The sequence below is a fragment of the Parapedobacter pyrenivorans genome (assembly GCF_014636865.1).
GTDB lineage: Bacteria > Bacteroidota > Bacteroidia > Sphingobacteriales > Sphingobacteriaceae > Parapedobacter > Parapedobacter pyrenivorans.
The window spans coordinates 2,443,570-2,461,494 of sequence record NZ_BMER01000001.1 but is presented as its reverse complement, the minus strand read 5'-3'; the positions used below and the strand labels follow the sequence as shown (position 1 = coordinate 2,461,494).

Here is a 17,925-nt window from a genome sequence, read left to right as displayed (position 1 = left end):
GAAAAATTGGCCAACAATCAAAGCTTAGTCCGTGGCACTTGTCAACCGAGCCAATAACCATTCCTGTATCTTCGCTTGTTGTTCGGGATATGTCCAATGACCCGTTTCCTGCACCAAATAAAGCTCTTTTTGAGCATTAATCTGATTATAGGCTGCATAATAGGACGTCGGCGGACAGGTCTCATCGTTGTATCCCCAAGTATAAAATCCGGGCACCTGTACCGATTTGGCGAAATTGACCACATCATAGTATGCAGATACTTGTATTTTTTCATCCTTGGCCATGAATGGTGCATTCCATTCGTTGAACATATGTGGCCAACCGCCGGCCCGGCCATACAGGTAGCCTGTTAGATCACACAACGCTGGATATAATGAAACCAAGTACTTGACCCGACTGTCCAATGCCGCGGTAATGATTGATAGGGCTCCACCTTGGCTTCCACCCCAAACCGCCAAGTTACTACCATCAAATTCAGACAAGGAAAAGAGGTAGTCCACAGCACGCACACAGCCCAGGTAAACACGCTTGTAATAATATTTATCGCGGTTATCCAGGTTGAAGAACTGATAGTTCTTTAGGGCCCCAGCTGCCAAGCTACTGTACAAGCGCGGCTCCTGCGTGACCGAAATACCATGGATACCGATCTGCAGAGTAATGATTCCCTTTTCTGCAAGGTCTACAATGCCCGCATAAGGGCGGATACCTGCTCCCGGAACCTGCAATACCGCTGGATATTTTCCCGGCGCCTTTGGCTTTGCCAAGATACCGTAAAGCCTGGATCCGGTTTCAAAATTCTGTATATTCACTTGGTAAACATCAACTTTTTCCGTACAGCTTTCAGGGAGTAATGTGAGCTTAGCATCCATTGGGATGTTGGCTGCTTCGGTCTTAGCATCATTCCAGAAATCCCAAAAATCTTCGGGTAATTGCTGCGTTGGTTGAATGTCTTCAGGGGAGTATCCCGCCGTGGCAAGCCCCCGATAACTGGAACCTTCTACGTTTACCTTCGCTTCACAACGCAGGAAACCGGCTTCAGGCAATTTACCGGTAACCGTACCAACACCGCCCTTCAACCGCAACGTGCCTTGGTCACTTGGAGTCATCTTTTCCAAACCGATAGCGTACGAGACCTCTATATCATCCATTGGAACCTGATGTTTCAGAATCCGTATGGTAAACGTCGCCTCTTCGCCAGGCACATATGTCCAATCTGTCTTGTCTGGCGATACCAATACCTGTATAGGATGTGGGGGTCTGGATTGCGCGAAGATACTAAGCGAAAGGAATAGCAAAGCGCAGGCAGCGATAGCGACACGGATGAAAGAGCGTCTATTCATGATTTAGAAGTTAGTGATAGCTAGTACAACGTTTGTTAATCAGTGCAGCTAAATTAATGCTTTCAGGTCACATAGCAACACTTTTTTGCTGTTTACTGATCAATCATCTCATCAATCGTTATTGCAATATTTTCGGCGATCATCGCATGGCCCTCATCATTCGGGTGCACACCGTCCGGAAAAAGATCGCCGTACCCCCCTTTTTCTTTCGCGTATTTCGAAAAAATCCGGTAATTATCGGCAAGCCCAACCTGATACATCTTTGACAATTTTCGCACAGCCTCCACGTACTGTTGCAATCTCTTATTTTGATATTGCCGTACCTTGCCGAAAACGAAGGGCGGCGGCGCTGCCAACAATACTCGTACATTTCTTCTTTTCAACTCTTTTATCATGAAGGACAAATTGGCCTTAAACTTTTCTAGTGAAATCCGTGATGCCCCTGCCGGGTTTCCATCGTCAATGTAAGCGTCATTCGAACCGAACGAGATAATGACCAAATCCGGATGATGATCCAATACATCTGTTTCGAATCTATCCAATGCATGTCTAACTTTAGCAAAATCATTATCCACGAGCCGACCCGAGTGACTGCTGCCCACACCGGAGTTGATGAGCGTAGCTGTAATTCCCGCATCTGCCAGCAGGTACGGGAGCCGATCTGCCCATACCGTGTCCACTGTTGCCCTTCTAGCGGTAATCGAGTTACCGAATGCAACAATTTTTAGTGAGTCCATACCTGCCACACACTCGTACTTAACAAGTGTAACGAATAACAGGACAACGAAAGAAATGCGTAACCCCATCACATTTTTATGACTGCCGCGGGGCCCAATACGTACAGGTACCCTGCGGCTCTATCGGTCCGGTAAAAAGGGTACAACCACCGCAACTCTCTTTTTCGCGCGGCGGGAGCCAAAGGTTGCAATGCTGGCATTGCGTTTCTTCGGTAGGTGAACTTTTCTGATAACCTAGGTTTTTTCTCACCTCGTAATCTTTTTCCTTCAATTTGGAGAAATCATCGCAATTTCCGCCAAATCGCGCCAATGCGTCTTTGTCGGGATTGGCTGTACTGTCTGCTAAGGTCCCTGTCTTTGATCCGCCGCCGTTTCCGCCACACCCAATAAGCGTGGCACCGCCGACCAAGCTTAAGGCAAGCGAAACGGCGTGGCCAATAAATCTTCGTCTGTTTTCCATCAATTGTTTCCTGTAAGTTCTTTCGTTAATTTGTCTACAATATCCTGTCCTTTTGCGGAAAAGGATGTCGACTTGATAGTGCTGATCAATGCGTTATTTGTGGCATCGCTTGCCTTTGCTTTGCGGACACCGCCCGCAAACCCTTGGATGATACCCAGTTCGTAGTCTGTCTCACCCTTCGGCATGGCAGCGACAAATGTTTTATATTGGGAAAGATCTCCACTGGCTCCGATTGTAAAGGCTAACTCTTCCATAAATTTTGGTTGGTTGTGTATCGCGTCTTTGTATGCCGCCGTCTGAGCCAGTACTTGATATAAGGCGTAAGAGGCCCCTAAGTCGGAACTCAATATCGCTTTTCTGAACCACGGATCACCACCATATTTTACGGCCACCTTCGCCAGTGCGTCGATTGTTTTGGCTGTAGGGGCAAACGCTCCCAAGCTCAACGCTGCCTGGAATGCCACTTCGGCTTCTGGATCGTTCGCAGCCGCAACGACTGCATTCACCAATGCCGGATAGCGCTCCGCGAGCATAATCCCGTGCTTCCGCAACTGTGGGTGAGTGTCCGCCAACACCGCCGACACGTGTTCGGCTGAAAGCTGGTCCAATCCTTCCAATACGTATAGCGCGTGCAGGCGGGTACGCGGATCGGCGTGGGCTTTCAACAGCTCAGCCACCTTACCCGCCACCGAGGGATCTTTGCGCTCCACGAGCAAACGCTGGGCTTGTATACGCCACCATTGGTCCGTATGCGCCAGGATGCCAACCAGGTCGGCTGATGATTTTTCGCTTAACGCCGCATTGGGGTTACCCGGACGTTTTCCCTCCGGATAAATCCGGTAGATGCGGCCCAGTTCCGTCCCTTTCTGGAAGTCCATGTCCACTTTTAGCGAATCCGGGATCGAAACGGGTGTTTCGATGTGTTGCCGATACATATCAACAACGTAAAGGGCTCCATCCGGCCCTACCGTCGAATTGACTGGGCGGAACCAGGTATCCGTCGATGCCAAAAATTCCTTTTCCTGACCTTCTGGTGCTCGCTTTGCGGTTAAAAAGGGACCTTCCCGGGTAGGATTGATCACGTCACGGTGTACCAAGTTCAATGCGACCTCCGCCGTAAAGATATTGCCGTAATAGGCTTCGGGAAATAGTCCGGAGTTGTACATCATTCCGCCCGAAGCGCCGGTAAAATGGTTCCACACGTGTTCGGTACGGTCTAATCCTGCCGCATCGTATTGCCGCTGCCGTCCCTCGCTTCGTTCGACACGCCAATAGGGTGCCTCGCTGATCGCAAAAGCGCGTATATCTTCTGTCCCGTATATATTAGCGACCGACGAGTGGGAAGGCATGCGCTTATGCCGATTCAGATACCGGTCGGGTATCGGTGCGGTCTGTAGGTGCCAGGTGTTTTGCGTAAAAAACCGATGCCCCCAGTCGTCTGTGGTAAGCCCGAATTGCCCGGCTCCTGACTCGGCCTCGAAAAGATTTTTGTCGAGCCTGAACCGGAAATCCTTCCCCGCCAACGAAAGAGAATCGGTCGCTGGATGGCGTGCAGATTTCACACCACTCCGCTGACCATTGTTGTTGGCGTAAATCCAATTATCAACCCCGTAAGTGAGACTTGTGATCTGGGCTTCCGAGTTATTTTCGAAAAAGCCGGAGAAGAGTATCTCTTCGTGGTCGGCCTTTCCGTCGCCATCGGTATCTTTGTAATAAATAATGTTGGGAGCAGCTGTGACGAGCAGACCACCTTCGTAGGGCAGCAGACTAGTCGCATCGCCGATTCCGTCTGCAAAAACGGTCGCGCTGTCGATAACGCCATCACCATTGGTATCCTTCAGTAACTTGATCCGTCCTTTTCCGGCATCAGGTGCGGGTTTCCCGGGGTAATCCGCCATCTCAACCACATAGGCGTTTCCTTGTTCGTCAAACGTCAACATAATGGGATCGGACACAAAAGGCTCCGCAGCAAACGTTTCGATTGCAAAACCCTCTTCCAATTCAAATGTCTTAATCGCTTCTTCGGGTGATAACGCATCCGCATATCGGGGCTTTTCACTGCACGACAGGACACTGGCGATAATAAGTGGTCCTCCTATAAATAGCACTCCATGTTTCATAAACCTGATCTTGTTCTTATAAATTCTCTGTTAGTATCATTGATTAATATCCTGTACAAGCTGATCGCATGCCTCGTATATAAGCGATTCAACGGCCGGGTCCCACTTGGCTGGCAGACCGTATACCCGTTGGGACGTCTCGCCCTCATAGCCTCCTTCTTCCAGTACGCGGACCGGAGGGATGTAACCCATGACGTCGTTATTGTATCCGAGAACCATTGCATCCCAGCCATACCGGTTTTTCAGGTTTATGGCATAATCTACCAGCACTTCGCCCGCTAAACTGAAAAGCAACTGATCGCCAAGCTTCCAAACTTGGACGGGATAAGGATAGGAAGTAGGCAGCGATTGACCTTGATCCAATTGGCCGATCAACCGGTGTGCCCACCGCGAATAATATGTTTTGTCGCCATCTTTCCGGATGACCTCCTGCAGATCGACACGGGAAGGAACAGGCGAGAAGGGCAAGTTTATCTCCTGATAAGCTGTTTTCAATATCGGTTTCAGTTCTTTCATTTGATTCTCTTCGAGTACCGATTCCACCGCCGCAGCCAATTCTTTTCCATATTGACGGGCCAACGCAATAGTGCGTCTAGGCAGCGGATTCTGATCACCGCAGGCGCCCTGAAAGAAGAGCGCGGTAGCGCCTTTATGACTTTCTTCGAGCGCGATCTGCGCATAACCGGGGAAATCACCCGACCATTCGTAACCATCCAGCGTGGTGGGATGGCATGCATAACCGAACAGGAGCGCTTTCAGCTTTCCCTTTTTCCCGGTGATCTTGATAACCGATACGGAGTGGTCACTTGGACCTTTGAGCTCACTAGCCCGGTACAGTTCTGCGGCCGGGTTGTTCCGGCGGTTTACCTGGAATCTCGTAACGCCGACGTCCGCATAAACGCGCGCTTCTTCTAAGTCTTTAAAGGCCCGGTCTACTAAGTCGATAATGCGGCCTTCCAGCCACGCCGTATATGCATCGATCTTTTTTTGCTCAGCTTCATCGATTGGATAGATATCGACTAAGGCGCCCGAGAGCACTGGGCCGGAATGGGTATGCGAGCTGTTAAGCAGAATGTCGGCATCGCTCAATTGGTAGTGTCTATGCAATGCATGCCGAATGGCTGCACTGAGGGGCTTTGTAAAACCCAGCATATCAGACGATACCATTACGGTAACGTGCCCGGTCGAATCGCGCAAGACAACGGCCTTGGCCCACAACTCATGCTGCTTTCCTTCTGCGGGCTTCGTACGCGCGGCATACCCGGCCATCCACATCGGTTGTTCGGGAGTGATGACAGTCTTGGCAATCCCCACCTCCCATCCTTTTCCTACAGCGGTGGAGGAGAAAAGCAGGAAGCTCACCCACGCCAGCAAATAAACGGATAACGATTTGTTCATCTCTACTGTGATTAATTATATCGATTGTTAGTCCTCAACTCCGAGCGGCTTCTAAGCAATAACGCATTATTACCGCTAAAATAAATATTTATCGATTAAAATGAACGATTATCGCGAAATAACTGCTTATAATGCGCAGAATTTTGGTAAATCCCTCCGCTCTGCATATAAAAATCATCATCTAACAGAAACTTTCCCTGTCGCTGTTCCGTCCACGCGGCTCCATATCGGGGATGATATTGACGCATGGTCTCCCAGTTCACGTAGTTGGTAGCACCATTGGTTTCCATCAAGGGCATCCCCAACCCGGGAAAAGGCGGAAGGCGGGCAGCCATGTTCTTATGCCAATCCAGCAGAATGGGGTTAATGGTCAGATCGGAACATGAACAGGGAACCTGCTCGTTATGGGCGTATTCCAGAATCTTGAGCGTCTGGCTGAGGGTTTTTGCAATACTTTTTAATACAATGGCTTGATACCCCTGCTTGATCCGGCGCTTCGCACTAGCAACATCATAGACGCTTTCGTCCGCGGCAATACGGACACCTAAATCGCCCACGTATGCTTCGTTTTCTTCGCTGAAGGGTTCTTCATAAAACAGTATTTGGTCGAAGGCACCAATCTCACGTGCATAGTCGAGGTAACGCGCAAATGTTTCCTTACGCTCGTAGCGTCCATTTGCATCCATGGTATAGACCAACTTTCCGTCGGACGTTTCCTCCGTACGAATATCCTTCAGCAAATCGTGAAGTTCATGGAGTCTACGCATGTCGCCTTCGAGCATCGTCTGCTGATCGCCGGGGTATCCGGTTTTGATCTTAAAGATAAAATATCCGTCGCGAACAGCCTGCAGGACCACTTCTTTGGACATGTCGTAAGACACCTGAAATAGGATACCGATCCGATCATTGCGATAGCCCAATGCTGGTCGATAAGCTTCCATGATCATCTCATTATAATTCCTAAGGCCATTTTCGGCAGCATACAGTAGCCAGGCCGCATTATCCACCCCCACGAGTGCATTATAAACAAAATTAGGGTTCAGCGTCTTTTCACCGGTTAGTTGCTTGGCGATTTCAACGATTTCGGGAAAAATGTCATCGAGCAGACCTATCGGAGATGTGAAACTCCGCCGTTCCAGCAGTTCCAATGCACGGCTTGTCACCAAGAACATCAGTGCATTACCTGTAGCTTCGCTCGATCGGGAAAATAAATCTGCATCTCCATACAACACGCTCTGGGTAGCGATGCCGATTGCCTCATGGCCATTCGCCGATTCCAATCGGGATACCGCCTGCCACAATTCGGTCAGGTATCCACCCTTAAATCCAAACGGGAAGCGCAGCTTTTCTTTTTCAAAATTTGCTTCGGCACGTATTACCTTAATTGTTTTCATCTCGGACGGGTTTTCAAGCGGTAGACGAGGCCGGGGGGGCATCCGATTTGATACGGATAATGCCCCAAGTATGCCCGCGGCCTTCAGAAAGACTCTCCTATTGATCTCTTCACTCATCTACGATCCAAAATTTTTCGGCAGTATTGAAGTCATCAAATATATAAAAATCGCCGTTTTCCTCCATACACAATAACTTCGTTCCCATACTTACGATTTTCGCAAACCGGTCCCAACCGCTTCCGATGCGGCTCTGGGAGCCTAGCGTGCCGCTTACGGTAACAGGGATGGCCCGCAGGTAGCCATCTGCATCTACCCCCAAGAGCGTGTGATTATTAAACAGCATGAGCGGCTCATAACCATCGAAACCCGTTCCAACCGTGGCACCATTTGGCGTGCCCCATGTCGCGTTATTTTGCGCAAGCCAAGTTTTCATTTCCCCCGTTTCTGCAGCTACGGAAAAGAAATAGCCTCTGGCTGGAATAAATTTCGGAAATGCGAAACCGGATCCGAATGCTCCCGCTCCGACTGCGGTAAGGACACCGCCCTCGATCTGGTGCATGGTTACAGCGTTACCCGTACTTATCCCGATAAATTTGTCGTCATCGTAGAAGAAAAAATCCCGGTACGTATCCCGTGGCACAATGGAAGGATACGTTTCCGTTTGGGTCAACGACCCATCGGCATTCATTGCGTACACGATGAGGTCGCCGGCGGTATTCCATTCATACAGCTGTTCGCCATTGCGGTGGAAGTATTTGCTTTCCATCTCTCCGGCAAAAGAAATTTTAATCCCCCTTTCAGTGATTGCTACTGGCGCTTTGAAGGTGCTGAAATTATTGAATACCGTGTCTATTCCTTGGGGCGGAAAAAAAACAGTTTGGAATCGAAACTCTCCTCCATCTGGAAAATTCGTCAATTCCGCTGTGTTGGCATCCCGTTCAATTCTGAGAGTCCGTTCCTGGCCTAATGTATTGGTGTAAACAATCTGCGAGTAAACCACGCTGTCGCCCACTGAAACGGGGGAAACCTCTAGCTCAAAAAGCGATTGGCTATAATCAAAATCAAATGCAGTCACCGTCCTGGCGCGCAGGCCATCCGCATATTCGGGGCCCCACACGTTTACGGTCGCATTCGAATATAAGGAGGTTTCCCCTTCGTTGTTCACGTTGCGGAATTCAAAAAGCGTCGAACCTTCAGGTAAGTCTTCCAGTATAATCGAGTCCTTCTGTAAACTCGAGCCTGTACGGTTAAAGTCCTTAACGATAGAATCCTGCCGCATGTTCCAATAAATAATAGTCTGGTCAATTTTAGGATCTGAACCGATATACCAAATTATCTTGGCGCGACCAAAACCCGGGAAATACTCGATGGAATCCACCTTCCCCAAATATACCTGCTCGTCCTGCTCTGCCCACTCCTGCTGGATGTCATTCATCTTATCGCATGACGAAAACACTACGATAGCGGATACCAAAAGGCTCAGCGCTACCGGAAATAGTCTATATGTCTTTTTCATTGTTTGAATTTTTACCCCAATAGTTAATTTTGTGGCACGGTATTATCCCCGTAGGCCGTAAACTCACCCATAGACCAATAGTTATTAGGTGCTGGCGGCATCACACCTGCTATCTCGCGAACGAACAGCCGGAGGTAACGCACGGGTTTGGCGTCAAGGGGCATCTCATATTCGGTCCCGTTTGTTGCCAGGTTCGCCGCACCCTGCGGATCCGGTGGCACCATGCGGTCAAAACGCGGAATGGCATGCCAGTTTAGGTACTGCCAGTCGTCTTTGAACGTATGGGCGGGGATTTCCGCCATGGGATCCAGTTTGTTGGCCACATCATTGCTGAAGGCATTGTTTCGGACACTGGTCTCATCCAGCCAATATGGGCGATCCGACAATCTCGCGAAATCGATCTTATCGGAACCCCACAGTTCGAACTGCGTGACATTTGCTTGGCCATACACTGAGTTGATATGGTAACCATGAATAACAATACGGCTAAGCTTTACGACTTGTCCGAGGTCAATAGTCATGGACAGACCGTTACCCGCCCCGGGTTGGGTCAGCCATCCGTGGGAAGCCGTATTCACGACGTTATCCCAAAGGGTATTGATATCACGTCCCCCGAGCGTGGTCGGATTATCATAGGGAATACTCGCCCGGAAATCCGCATAAGGCTTAGGAACCATCGTTTCAAAAAATGGTGTCGTTGTTAGCCAGGTCGTATCCGATATATTTCCCCATTTATCTTCAAAGGCAACGCCAAAAGCCTTCTCCTCCGGCTCAAAGCCCCTGAAAGAGCGCCGGTCATTCTCCGTTGACGAGAAATACATTTCATGGGTCAGCAATTCCCCCGGGCGCTGCTCGTCCGGCACGACCAGGCGTACGCCGAATTCTGTATTCCCGGGATTGTGCCAGGAAGCCACGATCCCGCCGAATCCGGGAATCATCTCCAAGGAGTTCTGCGCAATGGTGATCAGTCCTTCTAAGGGCTCAAATTCGATTTCCAGCGGCTCTGATCGTTGTTCTTGCTTGTTGACTTTATACAGGCTGGCTTTCACCGGACTGGTCGTATTAAACCCTTCAATGGTCAGCTCGTTCTTGTGTACAGAGGCTTTTTCGGTAAATATCTTTCCATTCCGTTCGTATTCCGCCATGACATACAGGATATCGTTATCCCGGGGTATATCATACGTAATCGTGGCCCCACCGTTAATCGGTGTTACCGAATATCCTGTTAGTGGCCCTGTATTCCAGGCACCCCCACTTGGCCGCTTATCCTCATCATGCTCACAGGCAAGAAAAGCACTAAGCACCAACGTTATGATTATAAAATTATACTTTTTCATAAGACTCGTTATCATTAGTCATTCCAAATACATGCCGGTGGTGATTACCAGCCATAGGTTTGCACCAGATTAGTATTAACCCGCAGGTCGTACTGCCTCAACGGATACAGGTAATCCCTGAACGTCACCTGACGGGGTTCTGCATAAGGAGTTGGTACATAAAACTCTTCTGCTACCCTCGTGCCCGTCTTCCACGAAGTGGGCGGCAGGGTCCAATACTCCTGCGCTATTTTCCAACGGCGTACATCCCAGAAGCGTTGGCCTTCAAACGAGAGTTCAATCAACCGTTCTCGCTGGATGATCCGGCGCATATCGTTCTTATTGCTGGGCGCACCCGGGTTATAGGCTGCGCGCTGCCACGATTCCACCACGCCATCCAACCCAGTTTGCTCCCGGATTTTATCAATCCAGAGGTATACATCCTGGTCGGGCTGCGCTTTCACCTCGTTTAGCGCTTCGGCATAGAGCAAGTAGAGGTCGGCAAGACGCAGCAACGGAAACTGATACAGGTACTGTGTATAAACCTGGCCGGCAATGCCCCGGCTACCTGATGACTCAAACGGGATGATTTTCTTGGGAGTATAAGCAGCATGTCCGTTCGCTGGACCCACTTCATCCGACCGGCTTTTGATAACGGGACCAAAGGAGGCACCGCCGTTGGTGGTGGTGGAAACCAGTTCAAAATAGCCACGGTCAATACCTAAACTGGCATAAAAGCGCGGTTCACGAAAAAAATGCAGGTATGAAGTTACCTCATTAGTCGCAATGTACGATTCGTGGTTATCACTTGGTGTGGCGCGGCGCAGGCTAAACCGGTTACTGTAATCGTAGTTCTTATCTTCGTTGATCGGCACCCCATTATTCGTATAATATAACTCAGCCATGTGCCAGGAAGCAGACATGTAGTTGAGCAGCAGGGGCTGATCGGTGCTGTAAAGTACGGGAAACAGGCTGGCCAGCATGTTTCCAAGAACGGACAGACCGGGCGATCCTTTTCCGTGGGCAAACTGTTCCTGGGTGGCCCAAAGGACGCCCGGATTCTGATCATACTGCTCGGTTATTGCCTTCCTTACCGTCATCAGGGTTTCGAGGGTGTCGTTCATGGCAAAAGTACTGGCACCACCGGCGAACTTATTGAATTCGTACAGCCGGTGGCCGGTGGCTTCGGCCAGGTCTATCGCCTCTCTAATGGCAATAGCCGCCCGCTCCCATTTCGTGGCGTCATAAGTATTCGGTATCAGTTGCTTTCCGCGGTTATCCACCCAACCGGCATAGTCAGGGTTTCCGTTAAACAAGGGACTTGCTGCCCATGCCAGTGCCTTGGCTTTGATACCCAACGTTGTGATTTTAGTGATCCGCCCACGTTCGGTCGAAGGGTCCGGCAGGGCGTCCGGTAAACCTGCCGCCGCTTCATCCAGCAGCTCCACAATGTATTCGATACACTCATCCACGGGCTCCCGGTATACTTTTGCTTCTTCGGGACTAGCAGACACCGGTAGGTTCTCCCTCACCAGTACGATCGGACCGTACAGCTGCACGAGGAAGAAATGGTAATACGCTTTCAGGAATGTAACCTCGGAAATCCACCTCAGCCGTTCGGTTTCGTCAATATCCCGGGGTATATGTGCACTCTCCAGAAAAATATTGCAGTCGCGAATAGCCGTGTACATCGCTTTCGCGCCATTTGTGCCCGACCAGTAATCCTGGTACGGCGTATTGGTATTCTGAAGGCCCCTGGAAATCATCGCTGCAGGCATCACTGCTGCCCGGGTTTCTCCCCGCCAATCGAACTCATCCCGGCTGGTGAAGTAAGCTGGATAATGCCAAGGATTGGTCGGATCCGGCAAATGCGAATAACACGTTCTCATGAACTTTTCCATCACCGACCGATTCGAAAAGGCATGATCGAGCGTGGCCGTGTCATTCGGCACCACGTCCAAATAGTTGCAACTCGTTATCCCCAACAGGAAACAGGCCGCCATTATTTTCATTAAACTCTTCATTCGTATATCGTTTATTGCCGACTTTCAGCAGTTAGTTAAAAGTTAATATTCACTCCCAGGTTGAAAACACGCTGAACCGGATAACCCAACCCCAGTCCGGCCATTTCCGGATCCCACAACTTAAACGTGGACCAGTAAAGCAGGTTGGTTCCGCTTAGGTACACCCGCAGCATGTTAACGCGGGCTCTTTTGGTCAATTTCTCAGGCAGGGTATAACCAACTTCGGCCTGCTTCAGTCGGATAAACGTACCGTCACGTAGCCAGTGGGTGCTTTGTTGATTGTTGTTGCCGATAGCATATTCCGATAACCGCGGCCAGAACGCATAGATATCCCGGTTGGTTTCAGACCAGTGATCGTCAGCGATCAACTGAACCAGGGCCTTCTGCCCGCGACCGGTGAATGGCGTAAGGGCTTCCGGACTGATAAAGAAGGAGGATCTGCCGGAACCCTGGATGAAAAAGCTGACATCAAATGCCTTGTATCCTATTGAAAACGCCGTTCCATAGATAATTTCGGGCTCGGTAGGATAACCGATCGGCACCACGTCGTCCGCGTTGATCCTCCCGTCGTTATTGATATCCTTATATTTAATATCACCTGCCATGTATTCCCCGAACTCCTGCACCGGCGAATTGTTCACCTCTTCTTCATCGACGAACAACCGTTCGGCAATAAGACCCATCGGCTGGCTGAGCTTCGTACCTACACGCGTACGCCAGGGAACGTCGCTGTAGTCAGGCTCCTCATACTGTTTGAAACGAGCGCTCATATAGGTAAAATTACCGTTTATCGATAACCAAAGGCCGCTGGGCATCGTTTTATTGTATTTCAATTCCGCATCGATTCCGCGCCCCTCAGAAATACCTACGTTGGCCTGTGGGGTACCACGGATTCCCATGGTCGTCGGGATATCCTGCCGGGTCTGTAGAATATTTCGGCGCCTTTCGTGAAAGAAATCGGCAATGAGCGTGAAATCATTGAACAGCCCTACTTCAACACCCACATTCGCTTTCCGGGCAATTTCCCAAGTGATCAGATCATTGGCATACCGGTTGATGGTGATGCCTGAACGGGAATAGTTAATGGTACCCGGTACACCGAACGGGTAAGATGCTCCGGCATTCATATCGATCTGCGACAGGTAGAAGAAACGATCGACATCTGAACCGATTGCATCGTTTCCGACTTCACCATACGTACCCCGCAACTTCAGGGTACTGATGGCATCATTCAGACCAGACATGAACTTTTCGTTGCTCACTACCCAGCTTGCGCCCACCGTGGGGAAGAAACCCCACCGACTATGCTCGGCAAACCGCTCCGTGCCATTCAACCCATAGGCGAACTCCGCGTAATAACGGGAATCGTACCCATAAGCAAATCGGCCTGCTGTCGAAATATTCCTTCTAGGCAAGGCTATCTGGAGCAGATCGGCCACTTCTGTGTCAACGTTAATCGTACCCGTCGCATTCCGGATCGTGCCCACTAGGGCACCACTGAGATCGTGCTTGCCGCCCAAAACCTTGTTGTACGTTAACCGCAGTTCGCCATACTGGGTAGCTTCTACCCTCCTGCCGCCGCCTACATAGTCCAAATATTCCGTTCCCGTGTCCGGGTTCAGCGGCAACAGCCGGTACGACCCGTCTATGGTATTCGCCATACTGTAATAGAAAGGTGCATAAGAACGCGTATGGTCGTAATAGCCTTTCCGCTGCGCGTTGTATAACCCCCAAGCTGTAAACCCCTCAAGTTTCCCGATGAACCTATGCTCCATTTCCAACTGCACCTGCATCATGGACTCCCTTGATTCCTGGAACGAGCTGGCTAGGTTGGCCCACGGATTCGTCATAGACATTTCCGTATCCCTGCCGAAGAGGATATGCTTGGTGAATTGGTTGGCTTCATCGGCCGGGTAAAAAGGGAGGAAACTAACTTGCGAAGCATTCCGTGCCTGACGGAATACCGCGGCTCCACCGGTCACGAGTTTATCATATTCATCCCGCATACTCGGAATATAAGGGCCCGTCCGATCGTCAAACGATCCGTAGGCACGCACCACACCCGTTGTAGTGGGCGCAAATTTAATCGTTACGTTCGAGCGGACCTGAAGCCGGTCGATATCGATGTTGTTATCAAGCTGGTTTTCCTTGCTTTCTTTGAGAATTCCCTGGTCGTTCTGATAGTTTGCTGCGAGATAATACTGCACCGTCTGCCCGCCACCGGTCAGGTTCAGGTTGATACGCCGATTAGTGGCATAGTCTTCGATCAGGTAATCGTACCAGTTCACCGCCGGATAACGGATCGGATCCAGCCCCAGTTCTGTACCCCGTATCTTATCGGATGAATAGGGCAGCTGCACCATCGGGTCCCGCGTTCGTACCGCTTCATTGTGAAGCCGCATATAGGTAATTGGGTCCGTCAGGTCAAGCATCTTCGTATTGTACGAATTGGACTGCTCGCCCCGGATACTGATGGACAGTCGGTCCAAGGTTCCCTCCTTGGTGGTCACGAGGATCACGCCATTTGCGCCACGCGCGCCATATAGCGCTGCGGCACTGGCATCTTTCATCACGGAGAACGAGGCAATGTCGTCCACATTCATCCGCGCCAGGTCATTCGCAGTCATTTCCACCCGGTCAATCAGGATCAGCGGATCCCGTTTACCGGCCGTACTGAACGACGTCACGCCACGGATATAAAATTCCGCATTGTCCAACCCCGGTTCACCCGATCGCTGGTAGGCAATCACACCGGCCACCCGGCCAGCCAATGCCGTTGTCAAATTACTCGACGGGATCTTCAGGTCAGAAGGCTTTACCGTGGTAATGGCGGCAGACACACTTTCCTTCTTCTGGGTACCAAAAGCGGTGATGACCACTTCTTCCATATCACCAGCTGCCATTTCCAGCGTGATACGGATTTCTGCCCGCCCTTTGACGGGCACCTCCTGCATCATATACCCGACAGAAGAGAATTCCAGTATGGCATTCTCGTCGGGGACAGCAATGGAGAAAAGACCGTTTAGGTCAGTAACGGTGCCCATGGAGGTTCCTTTAATTTTGATACTCACGCCCGGGATCCCGGCTTCGTTCGCATCACTCACGCGGCCTTTAATCGTGCGTTCCTGCATCGTCACCGTCGCCACGGAAAGGGAGGTGATACTCCATGTAGTCGTCCACGTGCTGGATAGTAATAAAAGGACAAGAACGGTTCGACTAAGTGCGCCCGGGATATTCCCGAACGGTTTGCGAATGCATCTACAGTAAGGTATGCCAATGCGCTTTAAGTAGGTATTTCTCTTCATAAAAATTAGTTTATTTTAAGGTGAAGCTTGAAAATTGCTTTAGCAGGCAACTTGTCTTGTTAGCCTGGGCGGGCACATCGCCCAATTACGTTTATGGTGTAACCATAGGCATCACTTGAATTAACACTAATACAATACCCCTTGCATGATCCTATCCGAGTCACATGCGGTTCAAAAACCCTCGATTTCTTGGTGCGGTTTATAACTAGTTTATACATGCATATATACGACAAATAATTTATATATGCAATTTTTTTGCGTAAAAAATGATATTACAGCTCAAAAAAAACGAATATTATGCGTTTTTTCCCGACAGCAAATCGCATAAGCCACAATCGAATCAGCAACCCCATTCGAGCCTCCCATATTTCCCCTTTACAAGGCATAACTATAAAGATGAGAACCGCTGATGTAATAAATACGGTTATTTAGGTAGTCTCCGCCGGCTCTGACTGGCTCGGGGGTATGTGCCAACAAGGTTAACTGATAAGAATCATGATTTACCTTGGTAATGGCGTCATGAAAAAGCAGGTAGAGATCTTCTCCGGCACCTTTCACAAATATACGAGGAGATTGTTCCCCAACGGTACGTCCCAGATCGATAGAAACATCCTTCTGGTAAATTACGACCTGTTTTTCAGGATCAAATACAAAAAACAGTTTATAATCCGCAATCCCATATACCTTCCCGTCCGCCCGTGTCGCCAGGTCCGAGTAAGTCTGTACACCCGGAATAACAGGCTTCCGCCATTCCACCTGCTTCGTATTAACATCCACCTGGTATAACTCGGCCAAAGTAGCTTTTCGTTCGCCGCCCGTTCCCGGAGCAATCGTTGTACCCCCCAGCACCTTCCCATTTTTCAACGTCGTGAGGCTCATGGTCGATTGATTCTCTACTACTTGACTATCCGTTAGCAAGACATGTTCGCGAGACTTCATGTCATAAAACAGCAGCCCACCACCGGTATAGCCGTAATCGGGCGTACCGCTCATCATGATGGTCCTGTCATTTGGATGGGCCAATACACGATGAGGCCGGTAGATTATCGGTTTGCAGGTAAAAGCGACCTCAGGGTTATTCCCTTCGCGGCCAGTCACAGTACCCGTAAAAGGCTTTTGCGGGTCCCAGATCATGAGGTGTCCACCCGGATAAGAACCGAAAAAAGCATACCGGTCTGTAACTGCTATGGCGTTGAACTGGCCGAAGGCGCTTTCGCGGCTCCAGCTTTCGTTGGCAACAGCATGGTTAAACAACCGCATGGGAAAGGAGCTTCCGCCGATGATCGACTGCCGATCCGGTGATGTGGCCACCCCCATCACCCAAGATCCTTCCGTCGAGTAGTCAAAATTAACAGTTTTGTGTGCGTTACCTGCGGCATCTTCCGTCGTCAACTGCCTATCGATTAAATCTAGGCTAACTATCCGTCGGCCATCTGGAAACACGAGATGCCTAAGCGCCTGCGATCCAGTAATGATATTTTTTGCTTCCGGCCTATGACCCACCCCGATCGGCACGATGTTCCCCTGATATAACTCGTACCACGGCGCAGCATCATCTTGCAGGGCTTGTCCAAAAACTTTTCCGTTCCGATTGCGATAAACATAAGCCATTCCACGTTTTCGCTCGGTGGTTGGCAGCAACGGCCGCACCTCTCGTGAGTCGGGGTTAAACGCGAGGAGCTGGCTGTTGGTATTACCAAGGGCAAAATATATCCAGCCAGTATCGTCTGCTGCCATATAGCGCTGGTATTGTGCCCAATTCTCTTTGTTAACGTACCCGTAATCAGTCAATGAGTCGATTTCGGGGTCATAACAGACCAGGCCGCTATTCGGGTAAGTCACTGCCCAAATCCGTCCTTGGTCGTCTTCCGTCATCCCCATCGCCATTTGGGGAGCTGTCTTTTTATGGAAGGTATATGCCCGCGTTTCGGGGTCAAACTCCACAAAATTGCCATTAAACAACGTGTACAATTTGCCCTGCGAGGAAAACAATGATGAAAAAGGGGAGTCCCCTGCAGTGTCGAAAGGCATGGGAAACTCCTCACTTTCGCCTGTTTCCTCATCAATGACCAACAGGGAGTATCCTCCCCGCACATCAAAAAGCCATGCCATAACAATGTTTCGCCCCTGTCCATCCACGGTAGCTACCACGCCCCGGTTCGTGCTAACCGGTGATGCAACGCCGTGGTCGACGAACCGGTCATCTGCATGCGCGCGTTGTGGTTTTTCGGAGCTCCGCAAACTCATCGAGACCAGCGACATCAGCGTTACGCCATAAAGTATCCAATTCTTTTTTACCATCTTTTATTCAGTC

Annotated in this window: 11 protein-coding genes; all 11 read right to left on the bottom strand. The window is 50.1% G+C overall.

Annotated elements, in window-relative coordinates:
* Window positions 1-24: 24 nt before the first annotated feature.
* Window positions 25-1,341 carry an acetylxylan esterase gene (locus tag IEV98_RS09690; protein WP_188505642.1) on the bottom strand — a complete coding sequence of 439 codons (1,317 nt, stop codon included), beginning with the start codon at window positions 1,339-1,341 and terminating at the stop codon, window positions 25-27.
* Between the two features lie 92 nt (window positions 1,342-1,433).
* Window positions 1,434-2,147 (bottom strand): SGNH/GDSL hydrolase family protein, encoded by a 714-nt coding sequence (locus tag IEV98_RS09685; RefSeq protein WP_188505641.1) that lies wholly within the window; start codon window positions 2,145-2,147, stop codon window positions 1,434-1,436.
* A gap of 7 nt (window positions 2,148-2,154) precedes the next feature.
* Window positions 2,155-2,538 carry a high-potential iron-sulfur protein gene (locus IEV98_RS09680; protein ID WP_188505640.1) on the bottom strand — a complete coding sequence of 128 codons (384 nt, stop codon included), beginning with the start codon at window positions 2,536-2,538 and terminating at the stop codon, window positions 2,155-2,157.
* Window positions 2,538-4,658 (bottom strand): PVC-type heme-binding CxxCH protein, encoded by a 2,121-nt coding sequence (locus IEV98_RS09675; RefSeq protein WP_188505639.1) that lies wholly within the window; start codon window positions 4,656-4,658, stop codon window positions 2,538-2,540. Before IEV98_RS09675 ends, IEV98_RS09680 begins: the two co-directional genes overlap by 1 nt.
* Before the next feature lie 36 nt (window positions 4,659-4,694).
* Window positions 4,695-6,056 carry a neutral/alkaline non-lysosomal ceramidase N-terminal domain-containing protein gene (locus tag IEV98_RS09670; RefSeq protein ID WP_188505638.1) on the bottom strand — a complete coding sequence of 454 codons (1,362 nt, stop codon included), beginning with the start codon at window positions 6,054-6,056 and terminating at the stop codon, window positions 4,695-4,697.
* Between the two features lie 95 nt (window positions 6,057-6,151).
* A complete protein-coding gene (locus tag IEV98_RS09665; protein ID WP_229738650.1) occupies window positions 6,152-7,450 on the bottom strand; it encodes an enolase C-terminal domain-like protein in 1,299 nt (432 codons plus the stop codon).
* A 109-nt stretch (window positions 7,451-7,559) separates the two neighbouring features.
* Entirely contained in the window at window positions 7,560-8,966 is a 1,407-nt protein-coding gene (locus IEV98_RS09660) for a DUF4998 domain-containing protein (RefSeq protein ID WP_188505636.1), read from the bottom strand.
* Window positions 8,967-8,989: 23 nt separating this feature from the next.
* Window positions 8,990-10,303 carry a DUF4959 domain-containing protein gene (locus IEV98_RS09655; protein WP_188505635.1) on the bottom strand — a complete coding sequence of 438 codons (1,314 nt, stop codon included), beginning with the start codon at window positions 10,301-10,303 and terminating at the stop codon, window positions 8,990-8,992.
* Between the two features lie 44 nt (window positions 10,304-10,347).
* Window positions 10,348-12,306, bottom strand: coding sequence for a RagB/SusD family nutrient uptake outer membrane protein (locus IEV98_RS09650; protein ID WP_188505634.1), 1,959 nt, complete (start codon window positions 12,304-12,306; stop codon window positions 10,348-10,350).
* 35 nt (window positions 12,307-12,341) lie between these two features.
* Entirely contained in the window at window positions 12,342-15,611 is a 3,270-nt protein-coding gene (locus IEV98_RS09645) for a SusC/RagA family TonB-linked outer membrane protein (protein ID WP_188505633.1), read from the bottom strand.
* Between the two features lie 375 nt (window positions 15,612-15,986).
* Window positions 15,987-17,912, bottom strand: a complete 1,926-nt coding sequence (locus tag IEV98_RS09640; RefSeq protein ID WP_188505632.1) for a Vgb family protein — start codon at window positions 17,910-17,912, stop codon at window positions 15,987-15,989.
* Between the last annotated feature and the right edge of the window lie 13 nt (window positions 17,913-17,925).

Coding starts and splice junctions, on each gene's coding strand:
- IEV98_RS09690 (WP_188505642.1), bottom strand. CDS start 1,341: ATGAATAGACGCTCTTTCATCCGTGTCGCTATCGCTGCCTGCGCTTTG.
- IEV98_RS09685 (WP_188505641.1), bottom strand. CDS start 2,147: ATGGGGTTACGCATTTCTTTCGTTGTCCTGTTATTCGTTACACTTGTT.
- IEV98_RS09680 (WP_188505640.1), bottom strand. CDS start 2,538: ATGGAAAACAGACGAAGATTTATTGGCCACGCCGTTTCGCTTGCCTTA.
- IEV98_RS09675 (WP_188505639.1), bottom strand. CDS start 4,658: ATGAAACATGGAGTGCTATTTATAGGAGGACCACTTATTATCGCCAGT.
- IEV98_RS09670 (WP_188505638.1), bottom strand. CDS start 6,056: ATGAACAAATCGTTATCCGTTTATTTGCTGGCGTGGGTGAGCTTCCTG.
- IEV98_RS09665 (WP_229738650.1), bottom strand. CDS start 7,450: ATGAAAACAATTAAGGTAATACGTGCCGAAGCAAATTTTGAAAAAGAA.
- IEV98_RS09660 (WP_188505636.1), bottom strand. CDS start 8,966: ATGAAAAAGACATATAGACTATTTCCGGTAGCGCTGAGCCTTTTGGTA.
- IEV98_RS09655 (WP_188505635.1), bottom strand. CDS start 10,303: ATGAAAAAGTATAATTTTATAATCATAACGTTGGTGCTTAGTGCTTTT.
- IEV98_RS09650 (WP_188505634.1), bottom strand. CDS start 12,306: ATGAAGAGTTTAATGAAAATAATGGCGGCCTGTTTCCTGTTGGGGATA.
- IEV98_RS09645 (WP_188505633.1), bottom strand. CDS start 15,611: ATGAAGAGAAATACCTACTTAAAGCGCATTGGCATACCTTACTGTAGA.
- IEV98_RS09640 (WP_188505632.1), bottom strand. CDS start 17,912: ATGGTAAAAAAGAATTGGATACTTTATGGCGTAACGCTGATGTCGCTG.